The sequence below is a fragment of the Bacteroides sp. LFL-34 genome, from assembly GCF_027257075.1.
Lineage (GTDB): Bacteria > Bacteroidota > Bacteroidia > Bacteroidales > Bacteroidaceae > Bacteroides > Bacteroides ovatus.
Window position 1 is genome coordinate 164,485 of record NZ_JAPQKZ010000005.1, and the last position, 22,400, is coordinate 186,884.

At 34.4% G+C, this 22,400-nt stretch carries 20 protein-coding genes and 1 pseudogene; all 21 read left to right on the top strand.

Translation table 11 applies throughout. The features are described 5' to 3' along the window. Positions 1-7 precede the first annotated feature (7 nt). The 21 genes and pseudogenes from N5O98_RS04750 to N5O98_RS04850 all read left to right on the top strand — a co-directional run bounded on the left by N5O98_RS04750 (position 8) and on the right by N5O98_RS04850 (position 22,399). Positions 8-232, top strand: coding sequence for an NVEALA domain-containing protein (locus N5O98_RS04750; RefSeq protein WP_004312293.1), 225 nt, complete (start codon positions 8-10; stop codon positions 230-232). Beyond that, on the top strand, positions 201-1,283 hold the full coding sequence (locus N5O98_RS04755; RefSeq protein ID WP_175285328.1) for a BF3164 family lipoprotein: 1,083 nt from the start codon (positions 201-203) through the stop codon (positions 1,281-1,283). The genes N5O98_RS04750 and N5O98_RS04755 overlap by 32 nt, the downstream gene beginning before the upstream one ends. A 207-nt stretch (positions 1,284-1,490) precedes the next feature. Further along, positions 1,491-1,733: an NVEALA domain-containing protein gene (locus tag N5O98_RS04760; RefSeq protein ID WP_004312299.1), complete on the top strand. Its 243-nt coding sequence runs from the start codon at positions 1,491-1,493 to the stop codon at positions 1,731-1,733. Positions 1,734-1,738: 5 nt separating this feature from the next. Next, on the top strand, positions 1,739-1,966 hold the full coding sequence (locus tag N5O98_RS04765; protein ID WP_008648128.1) for a hypothetical protein: 228 nt from the start codon (positions 1,739-1,741) through the stop codon (positions 1,964-1,966). A gap of 335 nt (positions 1,967-2,301) precedes the next feature. Then, positions 2,302-3,351, top strand: coding sequence for a BF3164 family lipoprotein (locus tag N5O98_RS04770; protein ID WP_008648127.1), 1,050 nt, complete (start codon positions 2,302-2,304; stop codon positions 3,349-3,351). 8 nt (positions 3,352-3,359) lie between these two features. Beyond that, a complete protein-coding gene (locus N5O98_RS04775; RefSeq protein ID WP_008648125.1) occupies positions 3,360-4,247 on the top strand; it encodes a DUF1573 domain-containing protein in 888 nt (295 codons plus the stop codon). A 19-nt stretch (positions 4,248-4,266) separates the two neighbouring features. Beyond that, positions 4,267-6,273: a transglutaminase domain-containing protein gene (locus N5O98_RS04780; RefSeq protein WP_118160998.1), complete on the top strand. Its 2,007-nt coding sequence runs from the start codon at positions 4,267-4,269 to the stop codon at positions 6,271-6,273. Positions 6,274-6,314: 41 nt separating this feature from the next. After that, positions 6,315-8,135 (top strand): glutaminase domain-containing protein, encoded by a 1,821-nt coding sequence (locus N5O98_RS04785; RefSeq protein WP_004312294.1) that lies wholly within the window; start codon positions 6,315-6,317, stop codon positions 8,133-8,135. After that, positions 8,134-8,235: pseudogene (locus N5O98_RS04790) on the top strand (signal peptidase I); the annotation flags it as partial. The gene N5O98_RS04785 and the pseudogene N5O98_RS04790, both read left to right, overlap by 2 nt. A 948-nt stretch (positions 8,236-9,183) precedes the next feature. Next, positions 9,184-9,408 carry an NVEALA domain-containing protein gene (locus tag N5O98_RS04795; protein ID WP_004312293.1) on the top strand — a complete coding sequence of 75 codons (225 nt, stop codon included), beginning with the start codon at positions 9,184-9,186 and terminating at the stop codon, positions 9,406-9,408. After that, complete coding sequence (locus N5O98_RS04800; protein WP_008648117.1) at positions 9,377-10,459, top strand: BF3164 family lipoprotein; 1,083 nt, start codon at positions 9,377-9,379, stop codon at positions 10,457-10,459. The genes N5O98_RS04795 and N5O98_RS04800 overlap by 32 nt, the downstream gene beginning before the upstream one ends. A gap of 69 nt (positions 10,460-10,528) precedes the next feature. Then, entirely contained in the window at positions 10,529-11,431 is a 903-nt protein-coding gene (locus N5O98_RS04805) for a DUF1573 domain-containing protein (protein ID WP_004312291.1), read from the top strand. A gap of 96 nt (positions 11,432-11,527) precedes the next feature. Beyond that, positions 11,528-11,848 carry a hypothetical protein gene (locus N5O98_RS04810; RefSeq protein WP_008648115.1) on the top strand — a complete coding sequence of 107 codons (321 nt, stop codon included), beginning with the start codon at positions 11,528-11,530 and terminating at the stop codon, positions 11,846-11,848. A 141-nt stretch (positions 11,849-11,989) separates the two neighbouring features. Further along, positions 11,990-13,102: a 6-bladed beta-propeller gene (locus tag N5O98_RS04815; protein ID WP_118160997.1), complete on the top strand. Its 1,113-nt coding sequence runs from the start codon at positions 11,990-11,992 to the stop codon at positions 13,100-13,102. 198 nt (positions 13,103-13,300) lie between these two features. Beyond that, a complete protein-coding gene (locus N5O98_RS04820; RefSeq protein ID WP_229128016.1) occupies positions 13,301-15,211 on the top strand; it encodes a transglutaminase domain-containing protein in 1,911 nt (636 codons plus the stop codon). Beyond that, positions 15,202-17,082 (top strand): DUF5127 domain-containing protein, encoded by a 1,881-nt coding sequence (locus N5O98_RS04825; protein ID WP_049702656.1) that lies wholly within the window; start codon positions 15,202-15,204, stop codon positions 17,080-17,082. Before N5O98_RS04820 ends, N5O98_RS04825 begins: the two co-directional genes overlap by 10 nt. Then, positions 17,079-17,954: a signal peptidase I gene (lepB, locus tag N5O98_RS04830; RefSeq protein ID WP_004312287.1), complete on the top strand. Its 876-nt coding sequence runs from the start codon at positions 17,079-17,081 to the stop codon at positions 17,952-17,954. Before N5O98_RS04825 ends, lepB begins: the two co-directional genes overlap by 4 nt. Positions 17,955-17,995: 41 nt before the next feature. Further along, complete coding sequence (locus N5O98_RS04835; protein WP_008648102.1) at positions 17,996-18,280, top strand: NVEALA domain-containing protein; 285 nt, start codon at positions 17,996-17,998, stop codon at positions 18,278-18,280. A 7-nt stretch (positions 18,281-18,287) separates the two neighbouring features. Beyond that, a complete protein-coding gene (locus tag N5O98_RS04840) occupies positions 18,288-19,445 on the top strand; it encodes a 6-bladed beta-propeller (protein WP_008648100.1) in 1,158 nt (385 codons plus the stop codon). Between the two features lie 9 nt (positions 19,446-19,454). After that, a complete protein-coding gene (locus tag N5O98_RS04845) occupies positions 19,455-21,110 on the top strand; it encodes an O-antigen ligase family protein (RefSeq protein WP_004312285.1) in 1,656 nt (551 codons plus the stop codon). A gap of 140 nt (positions 21,111-21,250) precedes the next feature. Continuing rightward, positions 21,251-22,399: a hypothetical protein gene (locus N5O98_RS04850; protein ID WP_004312284.1), complete on the top strand. Its 1,149-nt coding sequence runs from the start codon at positions 21,251-21,253 to the stop codon at positions 22,397-22,399. Position 22,400: the final 1 nt, after the last annotated feature.

A 22,400-nucleotide genomic window follows, 5' to 3' on the forward strand; every position in this document is an offset into this window, starting at 1 on the left:
AGTATATATGAAGAAACTATTATTCTTTTCTATTCTGATGATGGCGGTTCTTTCTGTAAATTACTCATTAAAAGAACCTCGAGTAAATACATTATTATTAGATAATATTGAAGCTTTGGCGGCTGATGAGCAAGATGTGCCTACTAATTGTTGGGGCAGTGGTTCCGTAGATTGTCCGGTTACAAAAGTTAAAGTAGAATATGTTGCTACCGGATATAGCCTTGAAAAATAGTATAACTCTCCTGTTTCTTTCTTTTTTCTTGTTTATCTCTTGTGACCATAAGCATAAAGAATATGCAAAGGGTGTATTATTCTATTCGGGATTTCCGCACGAGAGAGAATTAATAGGAGAAGTAATTGAGCTTGATACAGCCTTGCTTCGTTATCCGTTTAGGATACGAATCGAAGGAGATAGAGTCATTGTGATGGATTTACATGGTCTTGATCATTATGGACATTTATTCCAATATCCCAGTTATCAGTATTTATCTTCTTTTGGCAAGCGTGGTGATTCACCTACGGAAATGTTATCATTGGAGAACTTTCGTTTACAGAATCATGTAGTCTGGACATTGGATGCCAATAAAAGTGAATTAACTAGGTTAGACTTTTCTTCATCCGGTGATTCACTGCTTCGTGACGAAACGGTAACATTGGATGAAGATATACTTCGACCACTTGATTTTGCTATATATAATGATTCAATGTTTATTATTCCTGATTATTCCGGTGAAAATCGTTTATGTCGAGTTAACTGTAATGGTAAGCTTATAGATAAGATAGGAATTATTCCGACTATTGATGAAAAAGCATTGGAAAATGCTCGTCCGGCGTTAGCCCAAGCATGGAGGAGCTTCCTTGACTACAATCCTAACAATGGAATACTGGCGGTAGTCACCCAGTTGGGAGAAGTCCTTGAGGTCTATAATTTGAAAGATAGTACTCATGTTGTTCGTATAGGTGAGTATGGCGAACCTGAATTTAAAATATCAGATGGATATGGTATACCAACGGGTATTATGGGATTTAGTGATGTACAAGTAACAGATAGTGCCATTTATACTGTATTTCATGGAACGTCTTTTAAGGAGATCGCAAGACAAAGCGGAAGGCTTCCTGATGGAGGAAAATATATTTATGTATTTAGTTTGAAAGGAGAACCGTTATGTAAATATGTGCTCGACCATTATATATATGGTATTTGGGTGGATGAAGCTACGAAAACGATAATAGCGACAGATGTAAATAATGATGAGCCAATACTTAAGTTTAACTTTGGCTGAATGAGATAATTAACTTGATTAAAAGGAGCAGGATGATGAGTTTGTTTATCTTGCAGGATTTGCTTACATATCACCTGCTCCTAAATCTTTAAAAAAGATTCGGATGCAAACATAAGAATAAAAATTAATGTAGCAAACTATTGCTATTCTGTTGAAATGATAGATGCAGAAGAGAAAAATAAAATGTAATTTAAAGATTATTGAAGAATGAAAAAGAAAGTATTAGGTGTGATAGCAGTTGTTGCTGTCGCTGCTATTGCGGGATATAATGTATATACTTCGCAGAATGATGTGAAGTTGTCTGACTTGGTGTTGAGCAATGTGGAAGCTTTAGCTAATGCAAAAGAAGGTGGAAATGAATGCATAGGTTGTGTTTATACAAGATTGCAAATTTGTCGAACGTTAGGAGATTGGGGTGCATGCCTTGGTGAATATCGTCCATATATTTAAATATTATGAAAGCTAAAAGTTTATATGTTGTAGTAGGTATAATTTGTTTGTTTATATCTACATTTAGTATATATAATTGGAATACTAAAAGCTCTTCTGCCTTGTTACTTTGTAATGTTGATGCGTTAGCTAATAATGCGGAAGTGGATTTTGACTTTTGTGTAGTTACATCAGGTATTTGTGTGATATATAGTGATGGGCTAGCTATAAGGGGCTATAAACTATACCAATAAATTCTAATGAAGGTGATGAAAGTGCATGGAAAATATGCTTGTTAACATTTACTTAGAGTTTGAAACTATACTTTCATCAGTATAATTCTGTATATTATTGCTATAACTGTTGGTTTTTAATATCCTCTTGGGATTGGGGCTGAATAAAAAAGGTCGAAAACTTGATTTTTACCCCCTCTACAGGTATCTGGAGAAGGGGTAATTGTGAAAAAATCTTTTTAGTCAGCCCCAATTGAAGTGTATTGACAACTTCTAGATTTGTTATGCATAAATAAAGCCGATTAAAATATAGCTTTATAAAAATATTCTATAAACTATTATGAATTTAGTATATTATGAAATTGAAATATGTTTTTGTGTTGATTTTCTTTTGTGCATGTAAAAATGTTAAAACAGACTGTCAAATAGACGATTTGTTTACGAATAGGATATTCTTGGAATATGAAAAGATACCATCAAACGGTTATATTTGGGGAACTCCAATGGATATGATATATTGTGATTCAGCAATTATTGTTTTCGATGAGAAGTCTGAAGATGGTTTATTTCATTTGGTCGATTTGAATGATCTAGATTCAATATATGATTTCGGAAAGAAAGGGCAAGGTGTTAATGAATTCTTAATGCCTTTTGATATACAGTTATTTGGTAAGAGCTCCATAAGTGTTTATGATTTATATAAAAAGACTTTGAATGTTATGAACATATCAGATGTGAAAAATCGAATTTCGAACTTTTCAGTTTTAACTAAAGATACTATTCCTGGGACTATTAAAGTGTTTCCTACAGCATTTAATACTTTTGTATCTTTGGGATTTTACGAAGACTGTATGTTCAGACTTTGGGGTACTGGACTAATAGAAGAAGAGCATTTTATGGAATATCCATATAAAGATGGAGATGAGAAACAAATAGCAAACAGGTTGCGTGGTATGGCTTATCAAGGTATTATCCGTTTAAATCCATTTATGGATAAATTTGTTTATGCAGTAAATACTTCTGAAATTATTCATTTTTATAAAATAAATAATACTGATATTTCTTTAATAAAGAAATATGAAATGAACTACCCTATTTATAAAACTCAAGTTGAAGGGGACATGCGAGCTGCCCCAATTTCATCTTCCAATAATAGTACATTTATAAGTTTGTGTATTTCTCCTAAATATGTATATGGACTTTATTCAGGCAAAAATTTTAAAGAAAATGGTTTAGAAACACTTGCAGGAACAATAATTTATGTTTTTGATTGGAATGGAGAAGCCATAAAAAAGTATGAACTGAATGTGCCAGTTACACTGATTAGTGTGGATAATAAAGATGAGATGTTGTATGCTTTCTCTAATATGCCTGATCCTGAATTAATAAGATTTAAAATAAAATAGATAAACATATGTATAGAATGATTGTTATCCCTCTGATTTCTTTTGTTATATGTTTTTCTTTGTTTTCATGTTATGAGCATGATGAAAAAAAAATAAAGAGGTTAGTTGAAGAATGGACTTATAAGGAAATAGATTTTCCTAGTGTTCCTATTTTTACGAAATTTGCTAGAGATACAATTATGGGGTATTATGAAAGAGATTGTGACTACAAAATATTAACATATGTCGATTCAATCGGTTGTATGCGGTGTCACTTAAGTTTTAGTGCATGGAAACCTTTTATTGAATTGCTAAAAGATACTTGTCCTTCATGTAATGTTCTTTTTTTTATTCATCCTATGAGCAGGAAAAATATTGAGTATTTACTAACGAAAGAAGGCTTTGATTATCCTGTATGTATTGATGAGCATGATAGTATCAATAAGTTGAATCATTTTCCTATAGAAACGATCTTTCAAACATTTTTGTTGGATAAGAATAATAGGGTAGTTGCTATTGGCAATCCTATTCATAATCCTAAGATAAAAGAACTTTATTTGAATATTATTACAGGGAAAAAATCTCTGTTGAAGGAGATTGATAGTAGAACTCCAACAACAGTTGTTTTATCTACATATCAGTTCAATATAGGAACTTTTAATTGGGGAAAAAAGCAATTTGTAGAGTTTTCATTTACTAATTCAGGTGATAATCCGTTTGTTGTAGAAGAAATTTATACTCCATGTGGGTGTACTACAGTGGAATATTCTAAAGAACCTGTTCAACCAGGTGGAAATTTGAAAGTGAAGGTGGAATATCAAGCTGAACATTCTGGGCATTTCGATAAAACGATAACCGTGTATTGTAATGCAGAAGGCTCTCCGTTCCATTTGAAAATTAGTGGAAATGCAAAATGAATAATTAAGAAAAGGTTTGATGAAGTATTTGGGATATATTCAATTTATAGTCTTGGTGCTGTTTATTTGGCTAGGATGGCAAATAATAGATAGGATTACATTCAGAGAAGAAATGATAACTCCTCTCGGAGCTGCTTTGCAATCTGCTAAAAACAACAGGAAAGAATTGGAAAAAGTACTCCGTCATTATCAAAAGAATCCTGCTGATAGCCTAAAATACAAAGCTGCTTGTTTTCTAATTGAAAATATGCCTTTTTACTCTTATTCAACAAGCAAGCAGTTAGAAAACTATAAGTCTTATTATGCATGGCTGAAAAAGAGTAGAGGACAGACAGCGAAACAGGTTGCGGATTCAGTCAAGAAAGTATATGGTCCGTTAGGAGAACCTGAAAAGAAACATGATATAAGAGAAGTGGACTCCGCATATTTATGTAACAATATTGAATGGGCATTTAAAGTTTGGCGAGAACAACCATGGGGCAAAAATGTTTCTTTTGAAACTTTTTGTGAGTACATATTGCCATATCGCATTGAGGATGAAACACTCGAATATTGGCGTGAAATGTATTATGAAAAATATAATTCATTGCTGGATTCATTAAGGATGTCTGATGTTTTGGATAAAGAAGACCCTATTGTTGCTGCAAAATATTTGAGAGACAGATTATTGGATAAAGAACATTATTTTACTTCTACATCACCTGCGCTTATGGGACATATTGGTCCTAGATATGTACAATATATATCTGGAAGTTGCAGAGAGGCAACGGATTTTGGTATCTATTTGTTCCGATCCTTAGGGATACCCTGTGGTGTTGACTTTGTACCTATGCGTAGTGGCGTGAATGCCGGACATTTTTGGCTAGTTGCATGGGATAAGAATCAAGAAGCTTTTGCTGCTGATTTTCCAAAAGCCTTTGAACGACAATGTGAAAATATGTGGTATAAAGAGGAGAATACGGCCAAGGTATATAGGAATACTTTTTGCGTCAATAGAAAAATGTATGAAGAAATGAGAAAGTATGAAGAAGAACTATACCCATTTTGGCGTTTACCAAAGTTTGTAGATGTAACTCGTGAATATGCTTATTATTATAAAAAAGAATTAAAAATACCTCCATCAAAAATATATAGAGAAAAATGTAACGGGAAGATTGCTTATTTGTGTGCAAGTAAACGGGATAAATGGGTTCCGGTTGCTTGGACGGAATATGACGTCAACAACATGACATTCAGGAATATAAAAAAAGGAATGATTATGCGGATAGCAACTTATGAGGAAGGAGTGCTCCATCTTGTAACGGATCCTTTTTATGTAGATCCGCATATCAATGAACTTCATTTTTATTCAAAACATGAAGAAATTCAAGATGTAGTATTGTATTCTAAGTACAATATTTTTAAAGGAGAAATTCATCTTAGAAGAAGAATGTTGGGAGGGGTGTTCGAAGGGAGTAATCAGCCTGATTTTTCAGAGAAGGATACTTTGTTTATGGTGCAAAAGGTGCCCGGTCGTTTGAAAACGGTTGTACGGAGTTGGTCAGATAAGAAGTATCGTTATTTTAGATATTTTGGAGCCAAGAATACGTATTGTAATGTGGCTGAAGTTGAATTTTATGAATGTAATGACACTTCTGCTTTGAAGGGAAGCATTATAGGAACTCCTTTGGAGGATACCGATAAAGGATTGAATTATTACAATGTTTTTGATGGCAAAACTAAGACTTCTTTCAACTATTCCAGACCGTCCGGTGGTTGGAGCGGGTTAGATATGGGAAGGAAAGTACGGGTAGATAGAATAGTTTATACACCACGTAATAGAGATAACTATATTCGCCCTGGGGATACATTCGAGTTATTATATTGTGATAAGGAGTGGAAATCAATGGGAAAGAAACAAGCTCTTTCTGATTCATTGGTTTATTCGGGTGTTCCTAAAAATACACTTTTATTATTGCGAAATCATACTCGCGGGGTGGAAGAAAGAATTTTTGTTTATGAAAACGGGAGGCAAATATGCAAATAAATAACAAAATCGGGTGGGGGATAAGAATAATATTTTCATGGATGATCTTTTCTTTACATGCATGTTGCAATGATAAAGAGGAGAATGAAGTTATTCCTATATGTATTGCGTCCAATCATTCATTAATGGCATTGGTACCGGATTTTTCTATCCAAACTGTTGGAAATACATTGCATACAAAATATCCGAAGCTATCAAGAAATAAGGAGTTTCCGATGATCGGAATTTTAAAAGTAGATGGTAAATCTTATCGTTTTATGGGAGGTGATTCGTTGCGTCCTTTTCCACTAGTACCTCTTTCTACAATTAATTGTGGGTGGCCTGCTAGATACTCTTATTTGCATCCAAAGGATGATTGGATGCGGAAAGAATATGATGATAAGGAGTGGTATAACGGGTTAGGAGCTTGGGGAGCAGAGAATCGTCCTTATCCTATTCACTCAACATGGACCGTAGCCGATATTTATATTCGCAGACATTTTAACATAAATGATAAAAAGAAATTGGAAGGATATAAATTATATGTTTGTTCTAAATGTGATGACCATGCAGAAATCTATTGTAATGGAGAACCTATTTATCAGGTAGATTATTTTAGCAATAGAATTGAATGTAAACAACTCTCCGATGAAGTAGTTGCAAAGTTACATAATGGCGATAATGTGATAGCCGCACATGGGTGGAATACGAAAGAAAATGCTCTGTTGGATTTTGGATTGTACATGGAAAATAAAACCTATAACGATGTGGATATGGCAATATTGAAACAAATGAATGTACAAGCGACGCAAACTCATTACATTTATCAATGTGGAGATGTTGAGTTATACCTTGATTTTGTTTCTCCTTCTTTGTTACTAGAACAATATTTAATGGGATGTCCGGTAGGTTTTATTTCTTATCAAATTCATTCTGGTAAATCAGAAATTCATGATGTAGAAATTTTATTTGATATAGATACAGAATGGATGTTTGGGAAAAATAGAGTAGAAAGCCTGTCTGAACAGGATTGGTGTACTGTCAAGTCTGATAGCTTGTATATGGGGATAGCTGCTGAAGAAACGGCTTATTCATATAATGAAGGGCATGTGCTGCTTTCGCAGAAACTGGGGAAAAACAAGAAAGATCAGGGTGTATTACTTTTTGGCTTTAATGAAGGGAAGGGTTTGCAATATGAGGGGGAAATTCTACATCCTTATTGGAATAAGGATGGAAAAAGAGAATTGAAGGATGCTTTGTTGTTTATCGGTGACAATTATAAGAAATTAATGAGGGAATGTGACAGGTTGGATGGGCAGTTGAACAGGCGAGCTTTTCAAACGAGAATCCCATCGTTTGCACGCCAGATGATTTTAGATTATCGAAAATTTATATCGGAGCATCGTTTTGTAATGTCTCAAAGTGGTGATTTGTTTTGTTTTGGAGATACTTTGGCCAATGTGAGAGAATCTTATAGTAACTTTCCGATTTTATTGTCTCTTAATCGTATGGATTGGATGAAAGGCCTTTTGGAACCGGTTTTTGAATATTGCGAGAATGATTATTGGAGGAAAAGTTATCCTCCTTATGATATAGGAATCTACCCAATTGCTAATCGTCAGGTGAAAGTTGATGATTATGCAGTGGAGATGGCTGCTGACATGTTAATAATGATAACTGCTATTGTAGAAGCAGAACAGGATTTCGGTTATGCTGATGCGCATTGGAATCTGTTGTGTTTATGGGCGGATTATTTGCGGGAGAAGATGAAGAAAGAAGTTTATCCCTGTGGAGGGTTGTTGAATGAGGATGATGAACGTGTGAAATGCGTGTTGGGGCTTATGGCTTATCGTAAACTAATTCAGCTGAAAGAAAGCGTATGAAGATTTCACTATTCATCGGATGCCCGGATGGGGAAATTTTAAGAGAAATGATATACTGGTTTTTAATTTTCCTTATCAGAAAAATCGTTGGGATAGAATTATGAAGAAAATCAAATGAAAAATGAAACATAAATTGATAAAAACCGATATAGCCTTCACCCTTCACAACTCCTTATTCATGAGGGATAGCGGGTGAAGGGCCACCTTTCACCCATCCTTTACGGATAAGTGTTGTTTTGTAAAATCTAAAGTTGTGCTTTAGGAGTTGCAAAGCATAGCTTTAACCTGCTTAAAGCGGTGCTTTACAAAAGTCTAAAAGTTTGTTTCAATCATCTAGCGTCTTTTTCACAAACATCCCGATGTTTGTTTCAAACCTTAGGAAGAAAAAACAAGATGCTATGAGCATAATTGAATTAGCTATAATGAAAATCGGATTAGCTATAAGAAGAAACTGGTGAAGAGGTGGTGAAGGAATCCCCTTCACCACCTATCCCCGATGAATAGGGAGAAGTGAAGGGTGCAGCTATAATCACTATAGATAGGATTTAAGCATGAAAAAAGTTGAAATTGATACGAATGACAAAAAAGAATATGGTAGATGTGATAACTCTTACAGGAGTTGAAGCCATCTTGAGCGTAGTATTTTTATTTCGATGATGGCTCTGTTTGGAACATATTATTGGAAAAATAATCAATATGGTGCTTGTAAGGAATGGTATCGTAATAAGATGTTATATAATATAGGTGCATATCAATATAAGAGAAAAATTAAAAGATTAAATAAGATAGATCGGAATAATAATTGTATGTAATAGAAAAGAATAACATTCTGTTTTTAGGAAAAATACTACTTGGAAAAGAGAAGGAACAAATAAAAACTATAATTTCCGATGAAATAGGCATTTTTTGAATGAAAGCCTTATCTCTATGATAGTGTATATAGCGGATAGATTCGGTTAGATAGAAATGGATAGATTAATTTATTGGCAGTTGCAATCCAATTGCTTACTTTCGTTTTCATTAATTAATCGATAAAACTATAGTATATATGAAGAAACTATTATTCTTTTCTATTTTGATGATGGCGGTTCTTTCTGTAAATTACTCATTAAAAGAACCTCGAGTAAATACATTATTATTAGATAATATTGAAGCTTTGGCGGCTGATGAGCAAGATGTGCCTACTAATTGTTGGGGCAGTGGTTCCGTAGATTGTCCGGTTACAAAAGTTAAAGTAGAATATGTTGCTACCGGATATAGCCTTGAAAAATAGTATAACTCTCCTGTTTCTTTCTTTTTTCTTGTTTATCTCTTGTGACCATAAGCATAAAGAATATGCAAAGGGTGTATTATTCTATTCGGGATTTCCGCACGAGAGAGAATTAATAGGAGAAGTGATTGAGCTTGATACAGCCTTGCTTCGTTATCCGTTTAGGATACGAATCGAAGGAGATAGAGCCATTGTGATGGATTTACATGGTCTTGATCATTATGGACACTTATTCCAATATCCTGGTTTCCAGTATTTATCTTCTTTTGGGAAGCGTGGTGATTCACCTACAGAAATGTTATCAATGGAGAACTTTCGTTTACAGAATCATGTAGTCTGGACATTGGATGCCAATAAAAGTGAATTAACTAGGTTAGACTTTTCTTCATCCGGTGATTCACTGCTTCGTGACGAAACGGTAACATTGGATGAAGATATACTTCGACCACTTGATTTTGCTATATATAATGATTCAATGTTTATTATTCCTGACTATTCCGGTGAAAATCGTTTATGTCGAGTTAACCGTAATGGGAGGCTTATAGATAAGATAGGGATTATTCCGACTATTGATGAAAAAGCATTGGAAAATGCTCGTCCGGCATTGGCTCAAGCATGGAGGAGCTTCCTTGACTACAATCCTAACAATGGAATATTGGCGGCAGTAACCCAATTGGGAGAAGTCGTTGAAGTTTATAATTTGAAAGATAGTACTCATATTATTCGTATCGGTGAGCATGGTGAACCTGAATTCAAAGTATCAGATGGATATGGTATGCCAACAGGTATTATGGGTTTTAGTGATGTACAAGTAACAGATAGTGCCATTTATACTGTATTTCATGGAACGTCTTTTAAGGAGATCGCAAGACAAAGCGGAAGGCTTCCTGATGGAGGAAAATATATTTATGTATTTAGTTTGGAAGGAGAACCGTTATGCAAATATGTGCTCGACCATTATATATATGGTATTTGGGTGGATGAAGATACTAAAACGATAATAGCGACAGATGTTAATGATGATCAGCCGATTGTAATGTTTAGTATTAAATAGGTAAAGTAGCAATTTTGCTGCAATATTATTATAAATGAGAAATTATGTTAGTTATAACTATTTTGTATTATGGTTAAGGGTGTAGTTCTAATATTGGGAGTAGTTTGTTTTACATTTTGTGGATGTAAAAATGATCAACTATCAACGGAAATTGAAAAGATAGTAAAAGAATGGACAGGAAAGAAAATTATATTTCCTCAAGATGTTTTTTGTAAATCGATTGATAGGGATACTTTGTGTATTTCTCCCAATTCTACGCCTTATAAAATACTAGTATACACAGATTCAATAGGATGCACTAGTTGTAAATTACATTTGTATAAATGGAATGCTATTATTAAGGAAGTTAATGACGAAATGGCAGGTTTTGTTAATTTTCAATTTTATTTTCATCCTAAAAATATCGAAGAAATATTCTTTTTATTTAGAAAGGACTCATTTAAATATCCTTGCTATATGGATATATGTAATCAACTTGATAAACTCAATACATTTCCCAAAGACAGTAGATATCAGACTTTTTTGTTGGATAAATATAATAAGGTCGTTTGCATTGGTAATCCTACAGAGAATCCTCAAATATGGAGTTTGTATAAGCAAATAATAAATGAAAATAAAAGAGTAGAAAAAACAGACTTATATGATAAGTCTTTGATAACATCATTGACAGTTGATACAACTATTTTGGAACTTAAAAATCTGGAAATAAATAAGACTACTACTGCAAAGTTTAGTCTTAAAAATATTGGACCTAACCCTTTGGTGGTGAATAATGTAACTACTACATGTGGTTGTACAGTACCTAACTGGTCAAAACAACCGGTTTTACCTAATAAAACAACCGATATTGTAGTGCAAGTTACTCCTAATAAAGAAGGATATTTTAAGAAAAATGTTACAATATATTGTAATATAGAAAGAAGATATGTTAAACTTGTAATACAAGGTAAGGTAAATAATCAAAGTAAATAAAAGCTATATATTAAGTAAGGAGGTGTTATTTATGTGAAAAACAAAGAAATGAATAATGATTTTTATATTAGGTTTTAATCTTAAAAAAAATAGATAATGAAGAAATTTTTGTTTAGTGGAATATGTGTTTTAGCCATAGTAACTGTGGCGGTATTGAATATCAAAATAGATTTAGGTTCTCAATCTTCAACGTTATCATTGTTTAGCTTGGCTAATATAGATGCACTAGCTGGAGGTGAAACTGATGTGTCAGGTAGTAGAACTCCTGACTATAGTTGGACTAGTGATGAAGAAACTCATTGGGAGGATGGGTGTCTTGTTACAACCTATAATAGCCATATCGGTTGTCTTAGTATTAATAGTGACAGATGTTATTCGGGTGTTACTACGATGAGGAATAGAGATTGTCCAAATTAACTAGGTTTTAAACATCAGATATCTATTACTAGGTATCTGATGTTTAATTAATATGTGGCGATTGGTCGTCTTGTTACTTTCTAATAATACGTTCTTTTTAATAAAAGAAACATAATTATAGCTCGTTTATGAAAAAAAAAATTGTATATATTTTTTTTATTATTGTTGGTTTCATGCAATAATCCTCGTAATAATTCTTTAAAAGAAATAGAAGATAGGAATCTTACTTTGTTGGAATATGACTATTGTAGTAAGAAGAATCATTTGCATGAATTTGATTCTGTAACTTTTGTTCCATTAGAAACAAATGAGAGATCATTAATATCTAGTATAACTAAGATATTGTATAAGAATGAGACATATTATATTTTTGATAAAGTCCAAGCTATGATCTTTTTATTTGACGATAATGGTTCATATATTACTAAAATTCATAATATAGGGAGTGGACCAGGAGAATATGCTGATATATCAGACTTTGATATAGATGCAGATTTAAATATATACATATCATCTATTGTAGGACGAAAAATAATAAAATATAAATATCCTGATTACAAGCTGTTTACAGAATATAAAACTAATGCAACTGTAATGGAAATAGCTGTTGATGAAAAAACGGGAAAGATATGGGGAACCAATATATTTCAGACTGAAGACGGTATTTGTTTAGGATTTTATTCGAATGAGAAATTTGTTCCGGTAATAGCATCTAGAGGTATTGCAGATAATGCTAATACTCCATTTAAAGCCCAAAGTTTTTATAAATCAGGGAATCATTTATTTTTTAATCCTAGATATTCTCCATATATTTATATGATAGATAATGATGAAGTAAGCAAATATATGAAAATAATATCGGATGATTTTGTAGATAATTCAGATCTTGAATTAGAAAAGGACTTTAAAAAGGAAAGAGGGGTAAGAGAACAATATTCTACTAATGAGTGCCTAATTTCAGGTGTTAATTCATTCTATCAATGTAAGGGACATTTTCTGGCCGAAATATGGAGAAACCATGGAGCACCTTTACTTTTGGAATATGAAGCAAAAGAGAAAGAAGGTTATTTATTTTGCCCTCTTTTGGACCCTCAAATAAAAGCATTTACGAAGATTGCAGCAGTTTCTTCTGATTTTTATATAAGTTATATTAATGCTCAGTCTTTTTTGAATAATTATGAGGAGACTGTTACTCGTAAATATAATTTGGTTGATGATAGTAATCCGGTATTAATGAATATATATGTGAAATAAAAAAATACATTTTTTAGCGTTGTTTTGACCTATGATAAATGAGAAAGGTCAGTAGAGAACATGAACAGGAAATACTAAGTAAATGAGGATTAATTTATGCTTAAGAAGCTTTGTATATATATTCCATCTATCCTTGTTTTGTTATTTGTGTTAGAATGGCAATATGCAAGAAAGTATTTATTCTACGAAAAAAAAACTATGCTCCCTTTAGAAGTTGCTTTACAGGCGGCAGGTGGAAATAAAAAAGAACTTCAAAAAGTACTTCACTATTATAAGAAGAATCCTATTGATAGTCTAAAATATAAAGCAGCTTGTTTTTTAATAGAGAATATGCCTTTTTACATTTATTCTAGTGGAGAACAATTAGAGAATTATAAGTCTTATTATGCTTGGCTAAAAGTACGTAAGGGTAAAACTGCGCAACAAGTTTCGGATTCAGTCAAGAAAGTCTTTGGTGCAATGAAAGAACCTAAAAAGAAACGCGATATTATGGAAATGGATTCTGCATATTTGTGCCATAATATTGATTGGGCATTTAAAGTTTGGCAGGAGCAACCGTGGGGAAAGAATATTTCGTTTGAAACATTTTGTGAGTACTTATTGCCTTACCGAATAGGGGATGAACCGTTAACTTATTGGCGTGAGATATATTATAAGAAATACAATTCATTGTTAGATTCATTGCGGATGTCTGACACCTTGGATAAAGAAGATCCATTAGTGGCAGCCAGATATTTAATGGCGAGATTGCCGGATAAAAAGACATTCTTTACTTCTATAACTCCCTTTTCTTTCGGACATATCGGACCTGAATTTGTACAATATAAAGTCGGTAGTTGTAGAGAATTGGCAGATTTTGAGATTTACTTATTTCGTGCTTTAGGTATTCCTTGTGCAATCGACTACTTACCTGCACGTAATGATACGAATTTCGGGCATCTTTGGACAATAGTATGGGATAAAAACGGAGAAGGATATATGTCCGACTTTATGACATTTTTGACACGTGTTCGCAAATGTGCTTTGTATCGGCAGGGAGGAACTGCCAAGATATATAGATATACATTTAGTGTAAACAGAGAGTTACATGAACAGATGTCACAATATGGAGAGAAGGTACATCCATTTTGGCATATTCCTAAGTTTAAGGATGTAACTTTTGATTATGCGTATTCATACCAAAAGAATCTGGTCATTCCTTTGGAAAAGCAGTATAAAGAGAAAAGGAATGGGAGGATTGCTTATTTATGTGCCAGTAATAGAGATCGTTGGATTCCGGTTGATTGGACAGAATACGATGCCGGTCATTTGGCTTTTCGATATGTTCGTAAAGGGGCAGTTTTAAGAGTTGCCACTTATGAAAAAGGATCATTACATTTCTTGACTGATCCTTTTTATCTGGATAAAGAAACTAATGCCCCTCACTATTATTCCGTCGGGAAAAAGACGCAAGATATGGTTTTGTATGCTAAGTTTAATCTTAAAGAAGAAAGTAGTTTTAGAAACAGAATGATAGGGGGTGTTTTTACCGGAAGCAATCATTCGGATTTTTCGGATGAAGATACACTGTTTATTATACAAAGTAAACCTGATCGTTTGAATACTACTGTAAAATGCTGGTCTGATAAAGAATACCGTTATCTTAGATATATCGGTCGACCTAAAGCTCATTGTAATGTTTCAGCAGTCGCCTTTTATGAGAAAAATGATACTGTTGCTTTAACGGGAAAGATAATAGGAACTCCCGAACACGAAAAACAGAATGGGGATCATGACTATACCAATGTCTTTGACGGGAAAACATGGACTTCTTTTGATTATTCCAAACCCACCGGTGGATGGGCGGGATTGGATTTAGGAAAAGAAGTAAAAGTCGATCGTATAGTTTATACTCCGCGGAACAGGGATAATTATGTTCGACCTGGTGATGTATATGAATTATTCTACTGTGAAAGAGACTGGCAATCTGCCGGGACAATCAAGGCGACTGCCGATTCACTGGTGTTTCGGAATATTCCGGAAAATGCATTATTACTTTTACGAAACCATACTCGTGGAAAGGATGAAAGAATTTTTGTTTATGAAAATGGAGAACAACAATGGAGGTAAGGTTTAATATCAGACAAGTTGTAATGTGGAGGATAGTTTTATTTTCAGGAATTATCTCCTTGATATGTGCTTGTTCTTATTCCGGTAAGAAGGTGTGTCCTCCTTTTGATATTTCTTTCTCCGGACATACGTTGTTGGCTATAGCTCCCGGTTTTACCATAAAGGCAACAGAAGATACTTTAAATAAAACCTATCCGTGCTTAAGATCGGGGAAAATGTTTCCGTTGACGGGTATTTTAAAGGTGGATGGTAAATCTTACCGTTTTTTAGGAGGAGATTCGTTACGTATATCCTCTCTAGCCCCTCTTTCAAACGAGAACCTGGGATGGCAGGGAAAATATTCTTATTTATTTCCGGGCAGAGGATGGGAACAAAGGGAGTATAATGATTCTTTGTGGAATAAGGGTAAAGGTGCCTTCGGTTCGGAAAATGGGAAGTTTCAAGCCCATACAGTATGGGGAGCGAAAAATATATATGTTCGCAGGCACATTACCATTGCTAACAAAGATACTTTAAAAGAACGCAAAGTCTATCTCCGTTATATTTATGATGATCAGATAAAGCTTTATTGTAATGGAGAATATTTGTTAGGAGAAGAAGCATTTCTTCCTCAAACGGGATGCTATCGTTTAACGGATGAAACAGTAGCTCAAATTATTAATGGTGATAATGTTATAGCAGCTTATGGGGGTAATGCGGAAGGTACTGCTTTTTTGGATTTTGGTTTATATGTGGAAAATAAGACTTATGTTGATGTGAAACCTGCAATATTGAAACAAATGAATATGCAGGCTACACAGACTCATTATGTTTTTCAATGTGGAGATGTGGAGCTTCTGATTGATTTTGTTTCACCTTCCTTGTCGGAGAAATGGGATATGACAGGATGGCCTGTAGGTTTTCTTTCTTATCAGATTCATGCAAAAGATGAAAAGGAGCATACAGTGGAAATTCTGTTTGATGTAGATATGGAGTGGTTATTGGGTAGGAGCAAGGTGGATAGTTGGTGTGAACAGAATTGGCGTTTTGCCAAGTCCGACAGTTTATATTTAGCTATGGAGGCGAATGAATCAACTTTCTCTAGTGAGGATGGTCATGTTATTTTATCTCAAAAGTTAAGCGCAAAGAATGAGGATAAAGGTGCATTGCTAATAGGGTATGAGGAAGGGCAGACTTTACAATATGGGGGTGAAAGTTTGTCCCCTCTTTGGAAGAAAAATAGAACAGGCGAAATAAAAGAATTAATGAAATCTGTTGGAGATAGATGGCAGGAACTTAAAGAAGAATGCGATAAACAGGATTGTCAGTGGAGTGCCAGAGCTTTTCAAGTAGGTGGTGAAACATTTGCAGGGCAGATGCTTCCTTCTTATCGTAATTTTATATCTTCCCATAGATTTGTGTTATCATCAGAGAATAAAATATTTTGCTTTGGAGATACTTTAGGTAATATCAGGGAGGCTTATGAGAGTTTTTCTACTTTGCTCTATTTTAATCGTATCGACTGGATGAAAAGCCTATTGGATCCTATATTTGAATATTGTGAAGATAATCATTGGGTAAAGAGATATCCGCCTTATGATATAGGTTTGTACCCTATTATTAATAAGCAGGTAAAATTGGATGATAATGCAGTGGCGGTAGCTGCTGACATGTTGATGATGATGGCTGTGATTGTAGAAGTGGAACAGGATTTCAGTTATGCTGATGCACATTGGAATCTATTGTGTTTATGGGCGGATTATTTGCGAGAGAAGATGGAAAAAGACGTTTATCCTTGCGAAGGATTATTAAATGAGGATGATGAACGTGTGAAATGCGTGTTGGGGCTTATGGCTTATCGTAAACTAATTCAACTGAAAGAAAGCGTATGAGCAAAGTGAGGAAAATTTTGGCAATATTAGAGAATCTGGCATTTTTCGTATTCTGCATGGTGCTCATTCTCTTCTTGGTACAACTATTTTGTTTTACCTCGTTTAAAATACCTTCGGATTCTATGGAACCGGTACTAAAGGATGGAGATCGGATACTGGTTAATAAGATGATAAAGGGAGCTAGGTTATTTAATGTGTTTGCTGCTTTAGATAATGAAGACTTCACTATTCATCGGATGCCCGGATGGGGAAACTTTAAGAGAAATGATATATTGGTTTTTAATTTTCCTTATCAGCAAAATCGTTGGGATAGTATTCGAATGGACGTGATGCAGTATTATGTGAAGCGGTGTATCGCTCTGCCCGGAGACACATTGGAAATCAGAGGAGGATTTTATAAGATACGTGGTTGCAATGAACAGGTGGGGAATTATCAGGCTCAACAGTATATTGCAAATTTGCAGCATCCGAAGCAGCACGGGATTGTCTTTGGTACATTTCCATATAACAAACAACTTAAGTGGAATATTCGTGAATTCGGACCATTGCCTGTTCCACAGAAAGGACATGTGGTAGAAATGGACCGCACTACTTATCATTTGTATAAGCAATTGATAGGTTGGGAACAAAAGAAGAAATTGCGTCTGAAAGACGGACAGGTGTTATTGGGAGACAGTCTGATTTCTCGATATCGTTTTGAAAAGAATTATTATTTTGTATCTGGTGATAATATGGCTAATTCGCAGGATTCAAGGTATTGGGGGATGCTGCCGGAAGAATATATTGTAGGCAAGGCTACCCGTATCTGGTATTCAGAAGACAAATTTACGGAGAAACCTCGTTGGGATAGGATGATGAAGAAAATCAAATAAAGGCATATTGACTATCAGATTTAATATAAAATTAGTTACGTATGAAAAAGAAAATTTATTTAAAAATGGCTTTAGGAATTACATTACTAGTGATGATTGGTACTAATATTTGTAATTCGTTTAAAAAAGAGACATTATCTGATTTGGTTCTGTCTAATGTTGAAGCGTTGGCAAATAGTCGTGAGAATGGCGATAAGACTTGGACAGCTCCTAGGACAATTGCATGTGATTATCAGCAAGGTCCGTGGCATACTGCCAGCATAGAAAGAATATGCGAATTTTGTGTAACTCCTAATTCTTGTACACCCAGAGCTTGTGGAATGTAATTAAAAAATGAATAAGTGTATTATTATAATAATGGTAGTTTGTCTTACTGTGTCGTGTACTCATAATAAAACGTCTTTAAGTATCGGCCCCGGAGTTGTCTCTCTGTCTAGTCCACAGGACGTTATCGTTGAAATGACAGGAGAAACTTATGATAAGCTGGAAACTATATTGCAACAGGTATCTTACGTTAAACTATCGGCGATTCCTTTGTTAAGCCGTATTAAAAAGATCCAGATTGCGGATGAACGAATTTATTTATGGGATCTTGTAGTAGGCATTGTATGTTATGATATGTCCGGTGAATTGTTATTTCAATTGAATGCTAGAGGGCAGGGTCCCGGAGAATATACGGATATAAATGCTTTTGCAGTAAATGCTAGTTTGCATCAACTGGTGATTTATGATAATATGAAACAGTCGTTGATGTTTTATTCGACCGAGGATGGTAGGTTTGTCAAAAGTGAGAAGTTTAATAAACCTACACCGGCTGAAATAGCCTATTGGGGAGGATACTTCTTTTATCATAACCGTTTACATCGAAACTATCAAGATGATATTTCTTTGCATTATTACCTGTTAGCGTCAAAGGATGGCATTACCATAGGGAAACGATACTTTAAACATGAAAATAATAAAGAAGACTATCCATTTTCGCCTTCAGGACACAATTTGTATGATAATAATTCGAAGTTGTATTATTGTAGGGATTTTGATAATATTGTTTATCAGATTCATGAAGATAGTGTTGTTCCGCGTTTTCGGATTAATTTGCCGAACCCCTTGCCAGCATCGATGATAGAAGAGAGACCTAATGAAATGAGTTTGTTGCGTTCAGGATACTCCTTAGGTATAACTGATATATATGAGTATGGCGGATTATTGTTTTTTCGTTTTGTGAAGGATGGATATATTTGGTCTTGTTTATATAATGTAGAAGAGAGTAAACAAGTATACTGTGCCAAAAGGATTAAATTTCTGGATTCATCTTTAATTGATACGATTGACGGTATTTATAAGGATTGCTTTTACAGCATATTGACACCAGAGTATCTCGATTATGCTTTTTCTGAAAATCCTCTTGAGGATTATCCGGATTTATTTAAAACGTATGATGTAGAGGGAGATAATCCGGTTATTGCTTTTTATCGGGCAGTAGTCAGATAATTGAAGAACATGAAAGTCAAATTAAAGTTGATAAAAATTGAAAGGAAAGGTATGGCGGGTTTGATAGCACTCTTAGGAGTTGCGTTAATCCTGTGTGTAGTAGCTTTTCCTACTCCGAACGACATATCTGTTGGTGAAATGGCCTATCAAAAACTATGGTTGGGACGCATGACTGTTGTTTTTGCTGTGTGTTGTTTGCCTTTTCTTTGCTTGAATAAGAAACAATATCTGTCTTTTCCGTCAATAGTGACGTGGGTATTGATTATATTGGGAGGGATTGAAGCTATATGGGGCTTGAGGCAAATATATGGTTTCGCTGTTTCTAATCATTCCTTATATGCACTTACAGGGTCTTTCTATAATCCGGGACCTTACTCGGGATATTTGGCAATGATATTTCCGCTTTGCCTGCATGAATGGCTAAATTTGAAAGAAAAGACGGAACGTACATGGATAGAACAGGGAAAGTATTACATGGCATTAGGAGTGATGCTGTTGATTCTTTGTGTGCTACCTGCCGGAATGAGTCGTTCGGCTTGGATTGCCGCCGCCGTATCGGGCGCATGGGTGTATGGAATGCACATTTCATGGGGAAGTAAACTAAAGGAGATTAGAAAGATATATAAGAGAAAAGTTGTGTTGGCCTGTATTGCAGGAAGCATTATATTCATAGTGATTGGTTACTCACTTTTTCAGTTAAAAGCAACTTCCGCCAATGGGCGCCTGTTCATGTGGAAAATTAGTACTCTTGCTATTGCTGAAAGTCCTCTTATAGGACATGGAACTGGGAATTTTGTTTCAGCTTATGGCAGGGCACAGGAGAGTTATTTTGCAAACGAAGAGTATTCGGAAACGGAAGAATTGGTGGCGGGTAGTCCGGAATGTGCTTTTAATGAATATCTTCAAGTAGCAACAGAATATGGGATTCCTTTTTTATTTGTCGTTTTATTAATAATTGCGTTTTGTCTTTGGAAGGGGAGTAGGGAAGGACGAATAGGTCTTTGTGGAGGTATAATTGCAGTGTTGGTATTTGCTTTTTCTTCTTATCCGATGCAGATTCCCGGATTTGCAGTGACCTTCTATTTTCTGCTGGCTGCTTGTGTTATTGGACGCTCGAAGATAATGCTATTATTTTTTATTTCGATAATAATTCTATTAGGGGCATATTATTGGAAAAACAATCAATATGATGCATGTAAGAACTGGTATCGTAGTAAAATGCTCTATAATATCGGAGCATATCAATCAGCTAAAGAAGAATATGAGACGTTGTATCCCGAATTGAAGAATCGGGGAGCCTTTCTTTTTGAATACGGGTATTGTTTGCATAAATTGAAACAATATGATAGCTCTACAAAAGTGTTGAAAGAAGCCATGGAGTATAGTAATGACCCAATGATTCTGAATATTATAGGTAAGAACTATCAGGCAGTAGGAAAGTATGAGAAAGCGGAAGAGAGTCTGATTCGGTCTACGCATCGACTTCCGGGACGAATTTATCCGTATTATCTTCTGGCAAAGCTGTATGCGGAGCCGGAAAACCAACAACCTGAGAAATTAAAGCGTATGGTTGAGGTTGTACTGACAAAAGAACCAAAGGTTCAATCGACAGCGGTAAAAGAGATGAGAGCGGAAGTAAAGAAATTATTGAAACAAATAAACTGATAAATATGATGAAATATGAATGAGCACAGTTAACAATGGTTATATCTTATTCTTATACGAAGATTTATTATTGATAATCAGGATATCGTATTTTAGTTATGTTATTTTTGTAGTTGTATAAAACGTAAAAATAGAACACAATGAGAACAGTAGAAAATAGTTTGTTGCTTTTCCTATCTTGTATGCTATTGATATCCTGTACTGGTAAGAGATCAGATGGAACAATAGTAAATAATGAAGTTGCACTGCAAACGGAAGAAATACATTTTCCTCAACAAGATGTGCTGCAGCTAAAGTCTTATTATTTGTCTTCTCCTGTTCATGGAGATTCTGTGAATATCCTTATCGGATATAATTATAGATTACATTCATTAGATTACCTGGATTTGGAATCAAAACAGGTAACTCAAGTAACGTTGCCCGCCAAAGGTCCTCATGCTATATCTCGTTTGTCAGGCATATATGTACATTCATTAGATTCAGTGTGGGTATCTGATGATTCTGAACATGTTTTTCTCGTTGACAGCAGAGGAACTGTAAAAAATATAGTGGATTTGAGAGAGTATCTGGATGATAAGGAGCAATTATTGATAAATACTAATTATGCCATCCATACTTCCCGTTTATATTATAATAAGAACCGTCAATCTTTGATGTTTTTAACACAAAACTTGTCTTCTAAGGTCTTTGCGGTCAAGGAAGTCTTTATTAATAAAGAGAAAGATGTTGCTATCTATTATTTGTCGCCATCAAATATTATTCCTGATATGAGCGCAGGGTATTCTTATATGTCTTTTCCTAATGTCAATTATGTAGGTGAAAATATTATCTATAATTATCCGGCTGAATCTTCCATTTATACTTTGAATATAGTTACTAATGAACGAAACTCTGTTATGGCAGAAAGTAACTATACTTCTAATATTGTGGCAGAATGTACTTCCGGAAAAGATTATGCTGCATTGGAAAGGCATAGGTTGGAGAATCCTTATTTTTATGATGTAATGTATATTCCTCAATATAAAATGTATGCCCGTTTGCATATTGATAAAGTAGAGTTTGATGCTGATATGGGGATTGAGAAATTGATCAATGATCGTGATTTATATTTAATGTTGTTTGATGATGAGATGAAAAAAGTATATGAAGTAAAGTTGGCAAAACATAGATATAATTATTTTACAGGTTGGTGTGTCTCTTATAGTGGTATTGTTCTTTTTGTAGATAATATGCTGGATACAGAAAATAATACGGATGATTTGACTATAGACTTTGTTTATCCTAAATAGA